The sequence below is a fragment of the Aureimonas sp. AU4 genome, from assembly GCF_001463765.1.
In the GTDB taxonomy this organism is placed as follows: Bacteria; Pseudomonadota; Alphaproteobacteria; order Rhizobiales; family Rhizobiaceae; genus Aureimonas.
Map to the genome: position 1 here is coordinate 36,147 of NZ_BBWK01000030.1, position 15,242 is coordinate 51,388.

General features: G+C 69.0%; 12 protein-coding genes and 1 tRNA gene. 7 read left to right on the top strand and 6 right to left on the bottom strand.

The genetic code is table 11. The features are described from left to right. Window positions 1–34: 34 nt before the first annotated feature. From AUL35_RS10300 to AUL35_RS10310, 3 genes are read right to left on the bottom strand one after another with little or no spacing between them, the layout of a single operon-like run. Window positions 35–1,024 (bottom strand): ABC transporter permease, encoded by a 990-nt coding sequence (locus AUL35_RS10300; protein ID WP_062014550.1) that lies wholly within the window; start codon window positions 1,022–1,024, stop codon window positions 35–37. Beyond that, complete coding sequence (locus AUL35_RS10305) at window positions 1,021–2,583, bottom strand: sugar ABC transporter ATP-binding protein (protein WP_082666248.1); 1,563 nt, start codon at window positions 2,581–2,583, stop codon at window positions 1,021–1,023. Before AUL35_RS10305 ends, AUL35_RS10300 begins: the two co-directional genes overlap by 4 nt. Continuing rightward, the gene (locus AUL35_RS10310; protein ID WP_062014602.1) at window positions 2,580–3,287 is read right to left on the bottom strand and encodes a GntR family transcriptional regulator; all 708 of its coding nucleotides are present in this window, start codon (window positions 3,285–3,287) and stop codon (window positions 2,580–2,582) included. The genes AUL35_RS10305 and AUL35_RS10310 overlap by 4 nt, the downstream gene beginning before the upstream one ends. A gap of 305 nt (window positions 3,288–3,592) precedes the next feature. On the opposite strand from AUL35_RS10310, the gene AUL35_RS10315 reads away from it, so the two are divergent. The 3 genes from AUL35_RS10315 to AUL35_RS10325 are packed head-to-tail and all read left to right on the top strand — an operon-like array spanning window position 3,593 to window position 7,163. Further along, complete coding sequence (locus AUL35_RS10315; RefSeq protein WP_062014551.1) at window positions 3,593–4,843, top strand: iron-containing alcohol dehydrogenase; 1,251 nt, start codon at window positions 3,593–3,595, stop codon at window positions 4,841–4,843. Next, window positions 4,840–6,321 (top strand): NAD-dependent succinate-semialdehyde dehydrogenase, encoded by a 1,482-nt coding sequence (locus tag AUL35_RS10320; RefSeq protein ID WP_062014552.1) that lies wholly within the window; start codon window positions 4,840–4,842, stop codon window positions 6,319–6,321. Before AUL35_RS10315 ends, AUL35_RS10320 begins: the two co-directional genes overlap by 4 nt. A gap of 11 nt (window positions 6,322–6,332) precedes the next feature. Further along, entirely contained in the window at window positions 6,333–7,163 is an 831-nt protein-coding gene (locus AUL35_RS10325; protein ID WP_062014553.1) for an alpha/beta hydrolase, read from the top strand. A gap of 24 nt (window positions 7,164–7,187) precedes the next feature. On the opposite strand, the gene AUL35_RS22080 is transcribed toward AUL35_RS10325, so the two are convergent. Continuing rightward, complete coding sequence (locus AUL35_RS22080; protein WP_156417931.1) at window positions 7,188–7,499, bottom strand: hypothetical protein; 312 nt, start codon at window positions 7,497–7,499, stop codon at window positions 7,188–7,190. Between the two features lie 227 nt (window positions 7,500–7,726). Between AUL35_RS22080 and AUL35_RS10330 the strand changes: the two genes are divergently transcribed. The 4 genes from AUL35_RS10330 (at window position 7,727) to AUL35_RS10345 (ending at window position 12,485) form a co-directional block, all read left to right on the top strand. Then, the gene (locus AUL35_RS10330; protein WP_062014554.1) at window positions 7,727–8,428 is read left to right on the top strand and encodes a gluconate 2-dehydrogenase subunit 3 family protein; all 702 of its coding nucleotides are present in this window, start codon (window positions 7,727–7,729) and stop codon (window positions 8,426–8,428) included. A gap of 3 nt (window positions 8,429–8,431) precedes the next feature. Continuing rightward, window positions 8,432–10,201 (top strand): GMC family oxidoreductase, encoded by a 1,770-nt coding sequence (locus AUL35_RS10335; protein ID WP_062014555.1) that lies wholly within the window; start codon window positions 8,432–8,434, stop codon window positions 10,199–10,201. An 11-nt stretch (window positions 10,202–10,212) separates the two neighbouring features. Further along, the gene (locus tag AUL35_RS10340; RefSeq protein ID WP_062014556.1) at window positions 10,213–11,592 is read left to right on the top strand and encodes a cytochrome c; all 1,380 of its coding nucleotides are present in this window, start codon (window positions 10,213–10,215) and stop codon (window positions 11,590–11,592) included. A 653-nt stretch (window positions 11,593–12,245) separates the two neighbouring features. Beyond that, window positions 12,246–12,485 carry a hypothetical protein gene (locus tag AUL35_RS10345; RefSeq protein WP_062014557.1) on the top strand — a complete coding sequence of 80 codons (240 nt, stop codon included), beginning with the start codon at window positions 12,246–12,248 and terminating at the stop codon, window positions 12,483–12,485. A gap of 799 nt (window positions 12,486–13,284) precedes the next feature. Here the strand turns inward: AUL35_RS10345 and AUL35_RS10350 are convergent. Continuing rightward, a tRNA-Arg gene (locus AUL35_RS10350) sits at window positions 13,285–13,361 on the bottom strand. Window positions 13,362–13,548: 187 nt separating this feature from the next. Next, the gene (locus AUL35_RS10355) at window positions 13,549–15,003 is read right to left on the bottom strand and encodes a HAMP domain-containing sensor histidine kinase (RefSeq protein WP_062014558.1); all 1,455 of its coding nucleotides are present in this window, start codon (window positions 15,001–15,003) and stop codon (window positions 13,549–13,551) included. Window positions 15,004–15,242 lie beyond the last annotated feature (239 nt).

The following is a 15,242-nucleotide window of genomic DNA, read 5'->3' on the forward strand; positions in this document are numbered from 1 at the left end:
TCGCCGGCGCCCCTCTCCCAAAGGGCGCGGGCGGCTATTTGGACATTCGCTGGACCAGCATCGCGATGATGATGATCGTGCCCTGCACCGCCGCCACGAGGTACTCGGACACGAAGTCGGAGAGCACCATGAGGTTGGCGATGAACTCGAGGATCAGCGCCCCCGCGATCGTGCCCCAGATGTGACCGCGACCGCCCCGGAGCGCCGTGCCGCCGATCACGACGGCGGTGATGACCTGCAGCTCCCACAGGACGCCGGTGGTCGGCGTCGCGGCGCCCAGACGCGGCACGTAGCAGATGGCGGCGATGCCGACGCACACGCCCTGGATCATGAACGCCAGCGTGCGGATGCGACCGATCGGGATGCCGGAATAGCGGGCGACCTCGGCGTTCGCCCCCACCGCGACGCAACGCCGGCCGAACTTGGTGCGGTACAGAAGGAAGGCGCCCGCCCCGGCGACGGCCAGCGATACGAGGATGGGCACGGGCACGCCCGCGACGGAGCCGAAATAGACGGGCCGGAAGGCCTCCCGCAGCCCTCGGTCGATCGGAATGGTTCCGCCGTCGGCCAGGTAGGTGATGAGCGCGCGGAAGATGCCCATCGTGCCGAGCGTCACGATGAAGGGCTCGATGCGGCCGAGCGTGACCACCGCCCCGTTGAGAAGGCCGCACAAGGCGCCGGCCGCGACCACGGCCATCATGCCGACGGGAATGGCGTAGGAGCCGAGCGTGGGCGCGAGCGCGTTCATCAGAAGGATCATGATGCCGGCCACGAAGGCGGCCATGGAGCCGACCGACAGGTCGAGACCGCCCGAGGCGATCACGAAGGTCGCGCCCACGGCGATGATCGCGACGAAGGCGCTGCGGGTCACGACGTTGGCGAGGTTGGTGATCGACAGGAAGTCGGGATTGACCAGGAAGCCGACCAGGAGAAGTACCGCGAGCGCAAGGAAGGGCCCGAGATCCACCCAGTTCACGCGCAGGCGGCGCCCGCCCCGCTCCATCGCCATGGTTGCGTCGGTCATGCCGTCCTCCCGGCGGTTCGCTCGCTCGCTCCCGTCGCCAGCATGACGACGTTGGCCTCCGTCATCGCCTCGCCGGACAGCTCGCCCGCGATGCATCCGTCCCGGATCACCAGGATCCGGTCGCACAGGCCGATGAGTTCCTGCATCTCGGACGAGATGACGATGCAGGCCTTGCCTGCGCGTGCGAGCGACTGGATGAAGGCGTAGATCTGGGCCTTGTTGCCGATGTCGATGCCGCGCGTCGGCTCGTCGATCACGACCACCGAGGGATCCGTCAGCATGATCTTGGCGAGAAGCAGCTTCTGCTGGTTGCCGCCACTGAGCTGGCCGGCCCGAACGCCCCGCCCCCGCACGCGGATATCGTAGCGCCGGATGGTCTCGTCCATCGCGGCGTTCTCGCGACGCCGGTCGAGCCCGATGCCGGGATGAAATCGCCGCAACGCGCTCAAGGTGAGGTTCGGGGCCATGGTCGCGTCGAGAAGGAGGCCCTTGCCCTTGCGGTCCTCGGTCAGGTAGCCGATGCCCGCCGCGATCGCATCCGCCGCCTGGCGGATACGGAGTTCGCGGCCGTCCAGCCTGAGGGCGGCGACCCGCCCGGCGCGAAGGCCGAGGATGCCCTCGAAGAGTTCGGTGCGACCCGCGCCGATCATGCCGCCGAATCCGAGAACCTCGCCTCGGGCGACCGAGAAGGAGACGTCGCGGATGAAGCCCGGCACCTCGGCATGCTCGACCTCGAGCAGCGGCACCGCGGACGCGGGCGAAGCCTTGGGCGGAAAGAGCGTCGAGAGTTCGCGCCCCACCATCAGCCGCGCCATGTCGGGCTGGCCGAGCGATGTCGCCTCGAAGGTTCCCACGAGCTGCCCGTCGCGCAGGACGCTCACCCGGTCCGCGATCGCCTCCACCTCGTCGAGACGATGCGAGATGTAGAGAATGGCCGCGCCTGCCTCGCGCAGGCGGCGGATCAGGGCCAGTAGCGTGCCGACTTCCTCTGAGGTGAGGACGGCGGTCGGCTCGTCGAAGATGACCAGCTTGTGGTGTTCCAGAAGGGCGCGGGCGATCTGGACGAGCTGGCGGTCGGCGAGGCTGAGCGTGCCGACGATGGCGTCGGGCTCGATCGCGCCGCCGATGGCCGCGAGCCTGTCGCGCGCGATCGCCCGCATCCGGCGGTCGTCGATCAGGCCGCCGCGTGTCAGCTCCCGCCCGAGAAAGAGGTTTTCGGCGACCGTCAGGTCGTCGGCGAGCAGGATTTCCTGATGCACGAGGACGATGCCCGCGCGCTCGGCTTCGGCCGGACTGCGAAACGCGACGGGCTCGCCTTCCAAAGCCAGCGTGCCGCGCGTCGGCGCGACATGTCCCGACAGGATTTTCATGAAGGTCGACTTGCCGGCGCCGTTCTCGCCGATCACCGCCAGGATCTCGCCCGAGCGGATGTCGAGATCGACACCGGACAGGACCGTGTTCGGCCCGTAGGTCTTGGAGAGGCCGCGCACCGCGAGAACCGGCGCCCCGGGCGCGGGCTCTCCCGGGGCGTTCGTGGCCGGGACGGCGATGGCGCTCACGGCAGCGCCTCGAAGGCCGGCCGGAGGCGGTCGCGCGAGCGTTCGATATGCTCGCGCATGGCGGCCTCGGCGGCAGCGACGTCCGCAGCGGCGAAGGCGGCCAGGATCCGCTCGTGCTCCTCGAGCGCCTCCTGCGTGACGCGCGCGTGGAACATCAGCCGGAAGATGTGGAAGTGGGTGTGGAGGTGCGCCAGCGACTCGCGGATCAGCGCATTGCCCGCCAAACCGACGATCAGGTCGTGGAATTCGGCGTCCTGCCGGGCGAACTGCGAGTAGCGGACACGCTCGTCGGCGCCGCCGTTGCGCCGGGCCATGACACCCGCCGCCTCGGTCAGGGCATCGAGCGCCTCCGGCGTCATCTTGGCGGCGGCGCGACCGGCGGCATAGGGCTCAAGGCGCAGGCGCAGCTCGTAGAGATCCTCGAAGCGATCCCGCGTGATCTGCGGGGCGGCACTGTAGCCGACGAGGTGGGTCTTGATGACCAGACCCTCGCCTTCCAGCCGGCCAAGGGCCTCGCGAATGGGGGTTTGAGAAACCGCGAGCTCGCGCGCCAGACTGTCGACCGTGATCCGCGCACCGGGCGCGATCTTCAACGCCATGAGCTGGGCGTAGATCGCGCCATACACGTCGTCCACGAGGCTCGAAGGCCGCTGGACCGGCGTGGAGGCCGAGGGACCAGGCTGGAAGGCGGTCGCGTTTCGCATGTTCACCCCTTGACAACGCACAACCGGTAACACACGAATTTCCGACATTCAATCGTATATCCTATACGATCGTGTGATACTGCTCCGTAGAACGCAGTGGAACCGGTAGCGTCCTTGGCTTCGACCACCTCTTTCAGCCCACGGCCGGCGTCAAACGATCGGATCGTCGGCATGTCTCGCCGGCGGGCGACAGGGTTCCCGCGACGCGGACCCCGGCAGTGCCGCGGAGACGTGTCCCGGCTCGCATCCCCGACCACCGGCCGTGCCGGCTCTTTCGGCGGAACGCCGCCGACGAAGGACAGACCATGACGCTTTTCGCAGCCCTGCGGCTTCCGCGGGAAATCCTCTTCGGCAAGGGCCAGCGTGCGGCCCTTGGAACGGTCGCCGCCCGTCTCGGGCGACGCGCCCTTGTCTGCACGGACGCGCGGCTGAGCGGGGACCCGCAGTTTCAGGCCATGATGGCGGACCTCCGCCACCATGGCCTGGCGGTGCGGGTCGACGACGGCGTGCTTCCCGATGTTCCGCGCGACTCGGCCCATGCCTGCGCCGCGGCCGCCCGGGACTTCGCGCCCGACCTCGTGATCGGGATCGGCGGCGGGAGCTGTCTCGACATGGCGAAGTGCGCGTCGCTGCTTCTGGCCCACGGCGGCTCGCCGGCCGATTACTACGGCGAGCGGCGCGTGCCGGGGCCGATCCTGCCCGTGATCGCCGTGCCGACCACGGCCGGCACCGGCTCGGAGGTGACCCCCGTCGCCGTCCTGTCGGACCCCGATCGGCTCCTCAAGGTAGGTATCTCCAGCCCTCATCTCGTCCCGCAGGCGGCGATCTGCGATCCCGACCTGACGCTGACCTGCCCGCCGCAGCTGACGGCGATCGCCGGGGCGGACGCCCTGACCCATGCGATCGAGGCCTTCATGGCCAAGCGGCGCGAACCCGACGCCGACCTCGCCCAGGCGCACGTCTTCGTCGGCAAGAGCGCCCTCACCGACCATTTCGCGCTGCTGGCGATCGAGCTTCTGTCCCGAAGCCTGGAGCGGGCCTTCCGCGACGGCGGGGACGAGGCGGCGCGCGCCGACGTCATGATGGGGGCGCTGGCGGCCGGCTGCGCGTTCGGAACCGCGGGCACGGCGGCCGCCCACGCGATCCAGTATCCGATCGGCGCGCTGACCCATTCCGCCCATGGCCTCGGCGTTGCCGCGCTGTTGCCCTATGTGATGACCTTCAACCGCTCGGCCTGCCTGCCGGAACTGGCGCAGATCGGCGCGGCGATGGGGCTGGATGCACAGGGCGAGCCCCTGGATGTCTTCGCCGACCGCGTGGTCGAGCGGATCGCCTCGTTGCTGGGCGCGATCGGCATTCCGCGCTCTCTCGACGCACTCGGCCTGCCGCGCGACAAACGGGACTGGACGGCCGAGCAGGCGCTCGGCATCGAGCGCCTCATCAAGAACAACCCGCGCCTCGTCGATCTCGATGCGATGAAGCGCCTCGTCGCGGCCGCGTTCGACGGCGACCGCCAGGCTCTGACCGAGCCGCAGCCTGCAAGGAGTGCGTCATGAACCACATCTCCGCCCCGCCCGCCGCCGATACGCCGGCGCCCATCGACTGCGCGCCCTTCGCCAAGGGTCTCTTCATCGACGGCGAATGGCGGCAGACCGAGGCGCAGATCGCCGTCGTCGATCCGTCCACGGAACGCGAGATCGCTCATGTCGCCGACGCCGGCGTCGAGGAGGCGATGGCGGCGGTGGACGCCGCCGACCGGGCCGCGCCCCTGTGGCGCGCCAAGTCGCCGCGCGAGCGCTCCGAGATACTGCGCCGCTGCTTCGAGCTGATGACCCAACGCGCCGACGAGCTCGCCGCGCTGATCTCGCTCGAGAACGGCAAGGCCCTGGTGGATGCCAGGGGCGAGGTCGCCTATGCCGCCGAGTTCTTCCGGTGGAATGCGGAGGAAGCCGTGCGCCTGTCGGGCGAGCTCGGTCTGGCGCCCTCGGGCTCGAACCGCATTCTGGTAGACTACGTACCGGTCGGCATCGCCCTTCTGGTGACGCCCTGGAACTTTCCGGCCGCCATGGCGACGCGCAAGATCGCCCCGGCGCTGGCGGCGGGCTGCACGGTGGTCCTCAAGCCGGCCAGCGAGACGCCGCTGACCGCCTACGCGCTCGCCGGACTCTACCGCGAGGCGGGCGTGCCGGACGGCGTCGTCAACGTCGTCACAACGTCGCGTCCGGGGCCGGTCACCGCCGCCATTCTGGACGACCCGCGCGTGCGCAAGCTTTCCTTCACGGGCTCGACCGGCGTCGGCCGCACGCTGCTCGCCGAGGCCGCCCGAACCGTCGTCGGCTGCGCGATGGAACTCGGCGGCAACGCTCCCTTCCTCGTGTTCGACGATGCCGACCTCGACGCGGCCCTGGACGGCGCGATGATTGCCAAGATGCGCAACGCCGGCGAGGCCTGCACCGCTGCCAACCGCTTCTACGTCCAGAACGGCATCTACGACCGCTTCGTCGAGGGACTGGTCGGGCGCATGGCCGCGCTGACCGTCGGCGCGGGCACCGATCCCGCGACCCGCTGCGGTCCGATGATCACACGCAAGGCCGTGGAAAAGATCGAGTATCTGGTGGCGGACGCCGTCGCTCGCGGGGCGAAGGTCCTGCAGGGCGGCAAGGCGCTGAGCGGCTCGGGCTACTTCTACCCGCCGACGGTGCTCGGCGACGTGCCGCCCGATGCGCTCCTGATGCGCGAGGAGATCTTCGGTCCCGTCGCAGCGCTCTGCCGGTTCGACAACGAGGACGAGGCGGTCGCAGCCGCCAACGATACGGAGTTCGGCTTGGCGAGCTACGTCTACTCGCGCGACCTCAAGCGCGCGCTCGGCGTCGCCGGCCGCATCGAGGCGGGCATGGTGGCCGTCAACCGGGGCCTCGTCTCCGACCCGGCGGCCCCTTTCGGCGGCGTCAAGCAGAGCGGGCTCGGGCGCGAGGGCGGGCATCACGGCGTGCTCGACTATCTCGAGCCCAAATACATCGCCGTCTCCTTCTGAGAACGCCGAACATGGACCCGTTCCGCACGCGGGACCATGTTCCCCGCTTCGACGAGATTGTCCGTGACTACGCGGTCCGGAGCGCGACCACGCGCGCGCGGCAACGCTCGGTTCTGGACATCCCATACGGCAAGGCGCCGCGAGAGCGGCTGGACCTCTTCCTGCCGAGGGAGCCGGGTCCCGACGCCCCCGTCCACGTCTTCGTGCACGGGGGCTACTGGCGCATGTTCGCCAAGGAGGACTTCTCGTTCGTGGCGGAGACGGTGGTCGAGGCGGGCGCGATCGCCGTGGTGATCGGCTACGATCTCATGCCGCACGCGCGCATGGATCGGATCGTCGACGAGGTGCGTCGCGCGGCCCGCTGGGTCGCAACCGAGATCTGGCGCTTCGGCGGCGACGCAACGGCTCTTTCCGTCAGTGGCCATTCGGCGGGCGCGCACCTGTGCTGCTGGCTGCTCGATCCAGACGCGGCCGGGATGCGCGTCGCGTCGGCGCTGCTGCTCAGCGGCGTCTACGACCTCGCCCCTCTGCGCACCTCGTTCCTGCACGACCTGATCGGGCTGACGGATGAGGAGGTGGAACGATGGTCGCCGCTGCGCAGGCGGCTGCGCGCCGACGCATCCGTGTCGTTGCTCGTGGGCGAACACGAAACCGCGCCGTTCCACGAGCAGGCGGCGCAGCTCGCCAAGCATCTCGGAACCGGAGGAGCGGCGACGCGCCGGTTGGTCCTGCCAGGTGAGGACCACATGACGGCGGTGCGTGCGCTGGGTGACGCTCGCAGTATCGCCGGCCGGGAACTGCGGCGGGTGATCGACGCCTCGCGCGTTCTGCGCACGGTCTAGCCGAGCCGCGCCGCCCTCGCGGGGTCAGTTCGGCTTGGCTGGGGGGTTGCCGGTCGAGGCCTCCGCCGGGCGGTTGCCGGACGAGTCCGAACCCTGGCCGGTCGCCCGCCCACCCTGCCCCGCCTGTTCGGCGGCCGGGCGGCTCTCGGTGACCGTGCCGCCGCCGGGTAGTTCCACGGTTCCCGACGTTCCGCCGGAGGGCGCGGGCAATACCTCTTCGGCTCCGTCGGCAGGTGTCGAGGAAGCGGATCCGCTGGAGGTCACGGGCGTGGTCTGGGCCAGTGCCGGCGCCGCGAGGGCGACCGCGAGCGCGGCCAATCCGACAACGTATCTCATGATGCATTCCTTCAGTCTGCCGCGCGAACGCCGGAAGGGCGATCGCGGCGGTCTGGGTCGCGTTCCCGACCACGCGCGTCGCGCGATCGGGGAATATTCATCTTCTGGAAGGCCGCCACGGAAATATGGTTGCCCATATTTTCACTCCACCTTAGAATTTTCCCAGCCAAGGATCGCGTCGGCCGAGAGCCGTCGGCGACGGCGAAGATGACAAGAGCTGATACACAATGACCGACCTTCCCGGGCGCCCATCCCGCCGAACCTTCCTCAAGGCTTCGGCCGCGACGGCGACGCTGGCAGGGCTCGCCATGCCGACGCAGGCCCAGCCGCTTCCCGAGCCGCCGCCCCTCGACGCCTACAAGGCCGAGTTCTTCCAGCCCGAGGAGTGGCGCTTCGTGATGGCGGCCTGCGCCCGGCTGATCCCCTCCGACGGCGAGGGGCCCGGCGCGATCGAGACGCGCGTTCCCGTGTTCATCGACCGGCAGCTTGCGGGCGACTTCGGCCGCGCGGCGGACTGGTACATGGCCGGGCCGCACGATCCCGCCGCCGACCCGCGCCTCGGCTACCAGACGCCGCTGACGCCAGCCGAGATCTACCGCCAGGCGATCCCCGTCTTCGACGGCTGGTGCCGCGACAACCAGGGCGGCGCCTTCGCCGAGCTCGACGCGGCCAAGCAGGACGCCGCGCTCGCGGCCCTCGAGAAGAACGAGCCCAAGCTCGAACCGAAGATCCGCGACTTCTTCGCGATCCTCTGGCAGAACACGCGCGAGGGCTACTTCGCCGACCCGATCTACGGCGGCAACCACCGCATGCAGGCCTGGACCTATATCGGCTTCCCGGGCGCGCGCGGCAGCTACCTCGAATGGGTCAACAAGCACAACGTCGCCTACCCGCTGGGCCCCGTCTCCATCTCCGGCGAGAGGGCCTGAACCATGGCGCGCACCGATCCCAAGAAGGACGTCGTCATCATCGGTCTCGGCTGGACCGGCTCCATCCTCGGCATGGAGCTGGCCAACGAGGGTCTTGAGATCCTGGCGCTGGAGCGCGGCGAGGACCGCGACACGGTTCCCGACTTCCAGTACCCCAACGTCATCGATGAGCTGAAATACGGCATCCGCATGGGCTTCATGCAGAAGCCCCGCGATTCCACCGTCACGATCCGCCGCACGCTCGACGAGACGGCCCTGCCCTATCGCCAGCTCGGCTCCTTCCTGCCGGGCAACGGAGTGGGCGGCGCGGGCATCCACTGGAACGGCCTGAACTGGCGTCCCATGGAGTGCGAGTTCGTCCTGCGTTCGCATGTCGAGGAGAACTTCGGCGCCGACATGATCCCGGAAGGCATGACGATCCAGGACTGGGGCGTCACCTATGCCGAGCTCGAGCCCTACATGGACCGGTTCGAGTACATGGCCGGCATCTCCGGCCAGGCCGGCAACCTGAACGGCCGGATCATCGAGGGCGGCAATCCGTTCGAGGGGCCGCGCTCGCGCGACTATCCGATGCCGCCGCTGCCCAACACCTACGACGCCTCGCTCTTCCGCGAGGCCACGAAGGCCATGGGCTACCACCCCTTCACACGACCGGCCGCCAACGCCTCGCAGGCCTACACCAACGAATACGGGATGAGCCTCGGCCCCTGTAACTTCTGCGGCTTCTGCGAGCGCTTCGGCTGCCTGAACTACTCGAAGTCCTCGCCGCAGGTCTGTGTCCTCGACGCCCTCAAGCGCAAGCCGAACTTCCGGTACCGCACTCAATGCGAGGTGCTGCGCATCGAGAAGGCCCCCGACGGCAAGACGTCCACCGGCGTCACCTACTTCGACGAGAAGGCGCAGGAGGAGGTCTTCCAGCCGGCCGACCTCGTGATCGTGGCGGCCTACTCGCTGCACAACGTCCACCTTCTCCTTCTGTCTGAGATCGGCACGCCCTACGACCCGGTCGCGGGCACGGGCGTGGTGGGGCGCAACTACGCCTACCAGATGAACGGCGGCACGACGCTGTTCTTCAAGGACAAGGAGTTCAACCCCTTCATCGGAACGGGCTCGAACGGCGTCACGATCGACGACTTCGGCATCGGCCAGATCGACTTCCGCAAGGAGGGCTTCATCGGCGGCAGCTACATCTCGTCGGGCACCTCGAACGGCCGCCCCATCGCCAGCATCGCCATGCCCGCCGAGACCCCCAAGTGGGGCGCGGGCTGGAAGAAGGGCGTGGCGGAGTGGTACGGCCACTCCATGTCGATCGGCTCGCACGGCTCGTGCATGTCGTATCGCAACGTCTATCTCGACCTCGACCCGACCTATACCGACAAGTACGGCCGGCCGATGATGCGCATGACGTTCAACTGGCAGCCCAACGACATCCGCATGTCGCAGTTCATGAAGGGCAAGATCGAGGAGATCGGCCGCAGCCTGTCGCCCGAGATCATGCAGTCCGCCTACAAGCAGGAGGGCGCCATGTACGACGTGCGCCCCTACCAGACGACGCACAATGTCGGCGGCGCCGTCATGGGAACCGACCCGAACACCTCGGTGCTCAACCGCTACCTCCAGAGCTGGGACGCGCACAACGTCTTCGTGATGGGCGCCTCCGCCTTCCCGCAGAACACGCAGTACAACCCGACCGGCGCCGTCGGCGGCCTCGCCTACTGGGCGGCCGAGGCGATCCGCAAGGATTACCTGCCGAACCCGCGGCCGCTGGCTTGAGGACCGGACTCATGAAGACCTTCCTTAAGATCCTCGGCGTTCTCGTGGTCGCGGGCGTCGCGGCGCTCCTCGCCATCATCTTCGTGCCGCCGCAGCTGACCCCGGCCGACAAGCTCGGGCCCGTTCTGGCGGCCGACTGGACCGCGCCGAAGGGCGCGGGCGAATACGCCTCGCAGATGGCGGACTGCGCCGCCTGCCACACCGCCGACGGTGGCCAGCCCTTTGCCGGCGGCCGCGAGATCCGCAGCCCGATGGGCACGATCTACTCGTCCAACATCACGCCCGACGCCAAGAGCGGCATCGGCGGCTGGACGCTCGACGAGTTCCGCGCGGCGCTGGTCGACGGCATCGGCAGGGGCGGCGTGCATCTCTATCCCGCCATGCCCTACGAGAACTACCGCAAGCTCTCGGAAGCCGACATCCGGGCGATGTACGGCTACTTCATGAACGAGGTGCCGGCGGTCGACAACGCGGTCGAGGTCACCTCGCTGAAGTTCCCCTTCAACCAGCGCTGGGGCATCCGCCTCTGGAACTGGATGGCGCTGGACGCGCCCGGTTTCCGCGCGGAATCGCAGGACGAGACGCTGAAGCGCGGCGAGTATCTGGTGGAGGGTCCCGGCCACTGCGCCGCCTGCCACAGCCCGCGCAACCTCTTCATGGCGCAGGACGGCACCGAGGGCAGCGACCCTGCCTTCCTCAGCGGCGGCGCGATCGACAACTGGACCGCGCATGACCTGCGCGGCCCCGAAAGCGGTCCCCAGCGCTGGTCGGCGGACGAGCTGAAGCGCTACCTCGTGTCGGGCCGAAACGCCCATGCGGGGGTTGCGGGCGAGATGAAGCTCGTCGTCGCCGACTCGCTCCAGTACCTCACCAACGAGGATGCCGACGCGATGGTCAGCTACATCTGCTCCATCGGTACCGGTGGTGCGGGCGGCGCGAAGGCGGCCGCTGTGGACGACCAGAAGGGCGGCACGGTGGCGCGACTCGATGCGGCGGCCGCGAGCGGCAGCACGGACGCCACCGCCAGGCTTCTCACCGAGGCCAAGCCCGACCTGCCGCTCGGCGCGCGCCTCTACATGGACAACTGCAACGCCTGCCACTTCACCGACGGTCGCGGCGCGCCCAACGTCTTCCCGGCGCTGGCGGGCAACTCCACCGTCAACGCGCCGCTCGCCACGGGCCTCGTCCACGCCATCCTCTTCGGCGCCGAGATGCCCTCGACGATCACGGCCCCGCAGAAGCTGCGCATGCCGGGCTTCGCCGGACGCCTGTCGGACGAGGAGGTCGCCGCGCTCGCGACCTTCGTGCGCAGCGCCTGGGGAAACAAGGCTGCAGCCGTGACGGCGGCCGATGCCGCGGCCGAGCGCCGGACGCCCTCCGAGTCGGACTGACGAACGACGCCGCCGGCATCCGGACAGCGGATGGCGGCGGCGCTCCAGACGTCACCCGTCCCGACCGAGAGGCGGTTCCCCCCTGCCCCCCGCCCTGCCGATGCGGCATGGCTTCGGCGCTCCCGCCCCTCCCCTGATGCGCAGTCCGTCGTGCTTCCTGAACAGCATGGCGTGACACCGGGAACCGCGCACCGAAGGCATGGCGGCGAAGCCTCGGACTACAGCCGGGGAGAGAACCTTCGTCATATCGACCCCCTCGTCGTCGTCGACGCAAAGCCGCGCGCCTGAACGGTCGTTCCGCATCCTCATGCTGATGCCGCGCGGATCGCCGTCCTGATCGCCAGGCGTGCCGATACAGGTCGCATGGAGGCCGATGCCTCGGGGATCGCGAGCGATCGGGGACGGCCCGCCGCGCATGGGTTCGCGCGTGAATGCCGAGCGGAGCCGCGACAAACGAGGCGTGCCGACGCTTCGAACATGGCAGATCCGATTTCCCGCGTTCGCACTCGATTTTGACCAGGAAAGACGTTTGCGAGCCCTTTGCCGCGACCCGTGACCTATGAAACGGCAACGCTTCGGAAACCGGATGAGGTTGATCGTAGGGGCGGGGCATCCCCGATCCGTCAGTCAGCCTCACGAAACAGGAGTGATGAGTGGATCATCAAACCCGCATCGACCTGACCACGATGATTCTTGATTTGCGGCTTGCTTCGCTCACGCCCAGCGAAGATGTCGGAAAGCGACTGGACGCCGGGCGGCTGAGGGACATTGCCATGGTTCTGGAGGAGATGCTCGACCGCGACACGCCATTGGCGCCGACCTTGACGACGCGTCCCGCGAACGACACGGGCGTGCCGCCCCGCATCGTGGCAGGATTGAGCTGGCATCGTTGAACGAGGCGGACAGCCTGAGACGAGCGCTGAGAGCTGCAGGCAGCCAGTGGTGCCGGCACGCCGATCGGCGGCTGCCGCCCAAGCGAGCGCGGCGCCTCGGCGCATGTGAGTTCCAGGGAACCGTGGGGCCATGACGGCTCCGGCGTTGGCGGGTTTTTCGTGATCAGGACGGCCACGCATTCGCTCGGCCGGGGCACGCGTCACATTTCGCTCTCGTGCGAGTCGGGAGAAGACGCGGGCTGAGGGCTGCCGGGCCTCTACAGCTCACGTCGGTGGAACGCCGATTTTGCATCGGAACCAACCGTGAGGCCGCAACGCTGCCATTCCGTTTGTTTCGACCGACCTGATCACCTTGCGGGACGACCTGAATCAACGGGTCGCTCACGGCAGGCTCAGATCCGCAATCAGGCCTTGCGCAGCCGCTGCGAACGCGGTTCGCGACCTCGGCGACGTGGCGGCATCGCTGGGAACGCGAGCGCACATCGATTAGCAACTTGATGGGCAGGACGGGGCATCATCGCTCGGGCCTCGTGATGGACGCCGTTGTTGTCCATTCGCGCTCATATCATCGATCTCGAGGCACTGCCTCGAGGCACTGCGCGCTGGCGCACCTACGATCGAAGAGCGTATGGAAAGCGTGGAGACGGACGTGCGGCGGCAGGGGTATCGGCCTGCCGGCGATCAGGCGTGGCTCACAAGCAAACCGGGAACCGTGCCCCTAGCGGAAGCGAACACGAAGCGGAGCCCGACCGAGGCCAACTACTTCGCCCGAAAGGGCAGACGTTTCGATGTGTTAGGATGGCGCGCCCGAAAGGATTCGAACCTCTGACCCCCAGATTCGTAGTCTGGTGCTCTATCCAGCTGAGCTACGGGCGCCGGTGAGGACCGAGGCGGTGTCGCCTTGTGTGTCCGTCACGAGGGGGTTCCTAAAGGCTTCGCCCGGTGAATGCAAGCCGCAAATGAACCGATGATGACGCTTTCCGGCCGGTTCCCTCGAGGGGCCTGCCAAGCCCTTGCGTGGAAGGGGTTTTGGGCGGGCGAGCGCCTCGCCGCGCGGCTGCGATCAGGCAAAGGACGGCTGCCGGGGGGCGAGCGCGATCTCGAATCGAGCTCCCGGTTCGCGACGCTCGACGAGGCGGATCACGCCGCCATGCGCCTCGACGATCTCGCGCGCGATGGCAAGACCCAGCCCCGTGCCGCCCGAGCGGGTGGAGCCACGAAAGGCGCGGAACAGATTCTCGCGCGCCACGGCCGAGACGCCCGGACCCGTATCCTCGACGCCGATCACCGCCTCCCCTCCCCCAAGCTCCTCCGCGTCGATCCGCACGCGCCGGATCACCGCCTCGTCGGTCTCCCCCTCCAGCGCCTGCATGGCGTTGCGCACGAGGTTGGCGAGCACGCGAAAGAACTGCTCGGGATCGACGTCGACCTCGATCCCGGCAGGCACGGCATTCACGAGATCGACCCGGCCAGGCGCGGCGGGCTGCGTCTCGAACACCTCGTCCACGAGGCGGCGAAGGGCGACGCGGCGCAGGCTCGGCCGCTTCTCGGTCGCCCTGCCGTAGTCGAGAACGGACTGCGTGTAGCCGAGCGCACGGTCGAGCGAGCGGATGAGGATCGGCGCGAAGCGCTGGACCTGCGCGTCCGGCAGGTCGGACAGGCGGTCCGAGATGAGCTGGGCCGAGGCGAGGATGTTGCGCAGGTCGTGGTTGATCTTGGAGACGGCGAGGCCGAGATCGGCCAGATGCCTTTGCTCCCGCAAGGTTCGCGAGAGCGTCTCCTGCATGCGGGCGAGCTCGCGCTGGGCAAGGCCCAGCTCGTCCTGCCGGCGCCCCGGCACGATGATGCGGCTCGTATCCTCCGGCCGCGCGCCGAAGCGCACCATGGCCCGCGTCATGGTGCCGACGGGGCGCAGGAGGAACCAGCTGATCGCCCCGAAGACCAGGAGCCCGGTGAAGCTGGCGATCGCCAGCGACAGGGCGAAGACGTTGCGGGAATAGAGGAGCGTCGCGCGGCGCAGCGCGTCGGTGTCGAGCACGATCTCCGCCCGGATCTGTCCGTCCCCGACCGGCCCGACGAGGCGGGTGAGGCCCGAGCCGTCCGACAGGAGCACGCCGAAGGCCTCGCCCACCGATTCGAGCGCGGTCTCGCGTTCAAGGTCCACCTTGCGATCCACGGACCCGAGGTCCGGTTGGCGGGCGAGAAGCCGCGTCGTGCCCGATTCGCGGATCGCGACGAGGCGCGCGCCGAGCGCGTGGAGGAGCTCGGCCTCCTGGGCGGGGGTCGGCAGCGACCCGCCCTCGCCAAAGCTTGCGGCCAGCGTCGCGACCGAGACCGCCTCGAGCTTGGCCTCGAGCCATTCGCGGCGGAAGGCGGCGACCGAGGGCACGAAGATCATGATCTCGGCGATCATCACCGCAAGCACCGTGACGGTGAAGAGGCGGACCGACAAGCGGTCGGCGAAGGCCGGACCGGCAACGGGCCGCTCCGTCGCTTCACCTTCGGTCTCAACGCTCACGTCGCCGCCCTTTCCCGCCCGTGCCCTCCGCACGGGCCCTGCATGGTTCCGCCCCGAGGGCAACATGGGCGAGCGCGGGCCGCCCGCCCAGCCCCCGGACGGCTCTTCCCACCGGGAAAGGGACATGCCGGGCGCCATGCCGCTCGTTACGGCTAACGGAAGGGCACCGCGCGAGCGCCCGGAGCGGGAATTGACTTTGGCCCGCGCCTCTCCGTATAAGCCGGCCCATGAGCGGTGGC

Bases quoted from the DNA above. Each gene is read 5' to 3' on its own strand.
- AUL35_RS10300 (WP_062014550.1), bottom strand. From the start codon at position 1,024: ATGACCGACGCAACCATGGCGATGGAGCGGGGCGGGCGCCGCCTGCGC.
- AUL35_RS10310 (WP_062014602.1), bottom strand. From the start codon at position 3,287: ATGCGAAACGCGACCGCCTTCCAGCCTGGTCCCTCGGCCTCCACGCCG.
- AUL35_RS10315 (WP_062014551.1), top strand. From the start codon at position 3,593: ATGACGCTTTTCGCAGCCCTGCGGCTTCCGCGGGAAATCCTCTTCGGC.
- AUL35_RS10320 (WP_062014552.1), top strand. From the start codon at position 4,840: ATGAACCACATCTCCGCCCCGCCCGCCGCCGATACGCCGGCGCCCATC.
- AUL35_RS10325 (WP_062014553.1), top strand. From the start codon at position 6,333: ATGGACCCGTTCCGCACGCGGGACCATGTTCCCCGCTTCGACGAGATT.
- AUL35_RS22080 (WP_156417931.1), bottom strand. From the start codon at position 7,499: ATGAGATACGTTGTCGGATTGGCCGCGCTCGCGGTCGCCCTCGCGGCG.
- AUL35_RS10330 (WP_062014554.1), top strand. From the start codon at position 7,727: ATGACCGACCTTCCCGGGCGCCCATCCCGCCGAACCTTCCTCAAGGCT.
- AUL35_RS10335 (WP_062014555.1), top strand. From the start codon at position 8,432: ATGGCGCGCACCGATCCCAAGAAGGACGTCGTCATCATCGGTCTCGGC.
- AUL35_RS10340 (WP_062014556.1), top strand. From the start codon at position 10,213: ATGAAGACCTTCCTTAAGATCCTCGGCGTTCTCGTGGTCGCGGGCGTC.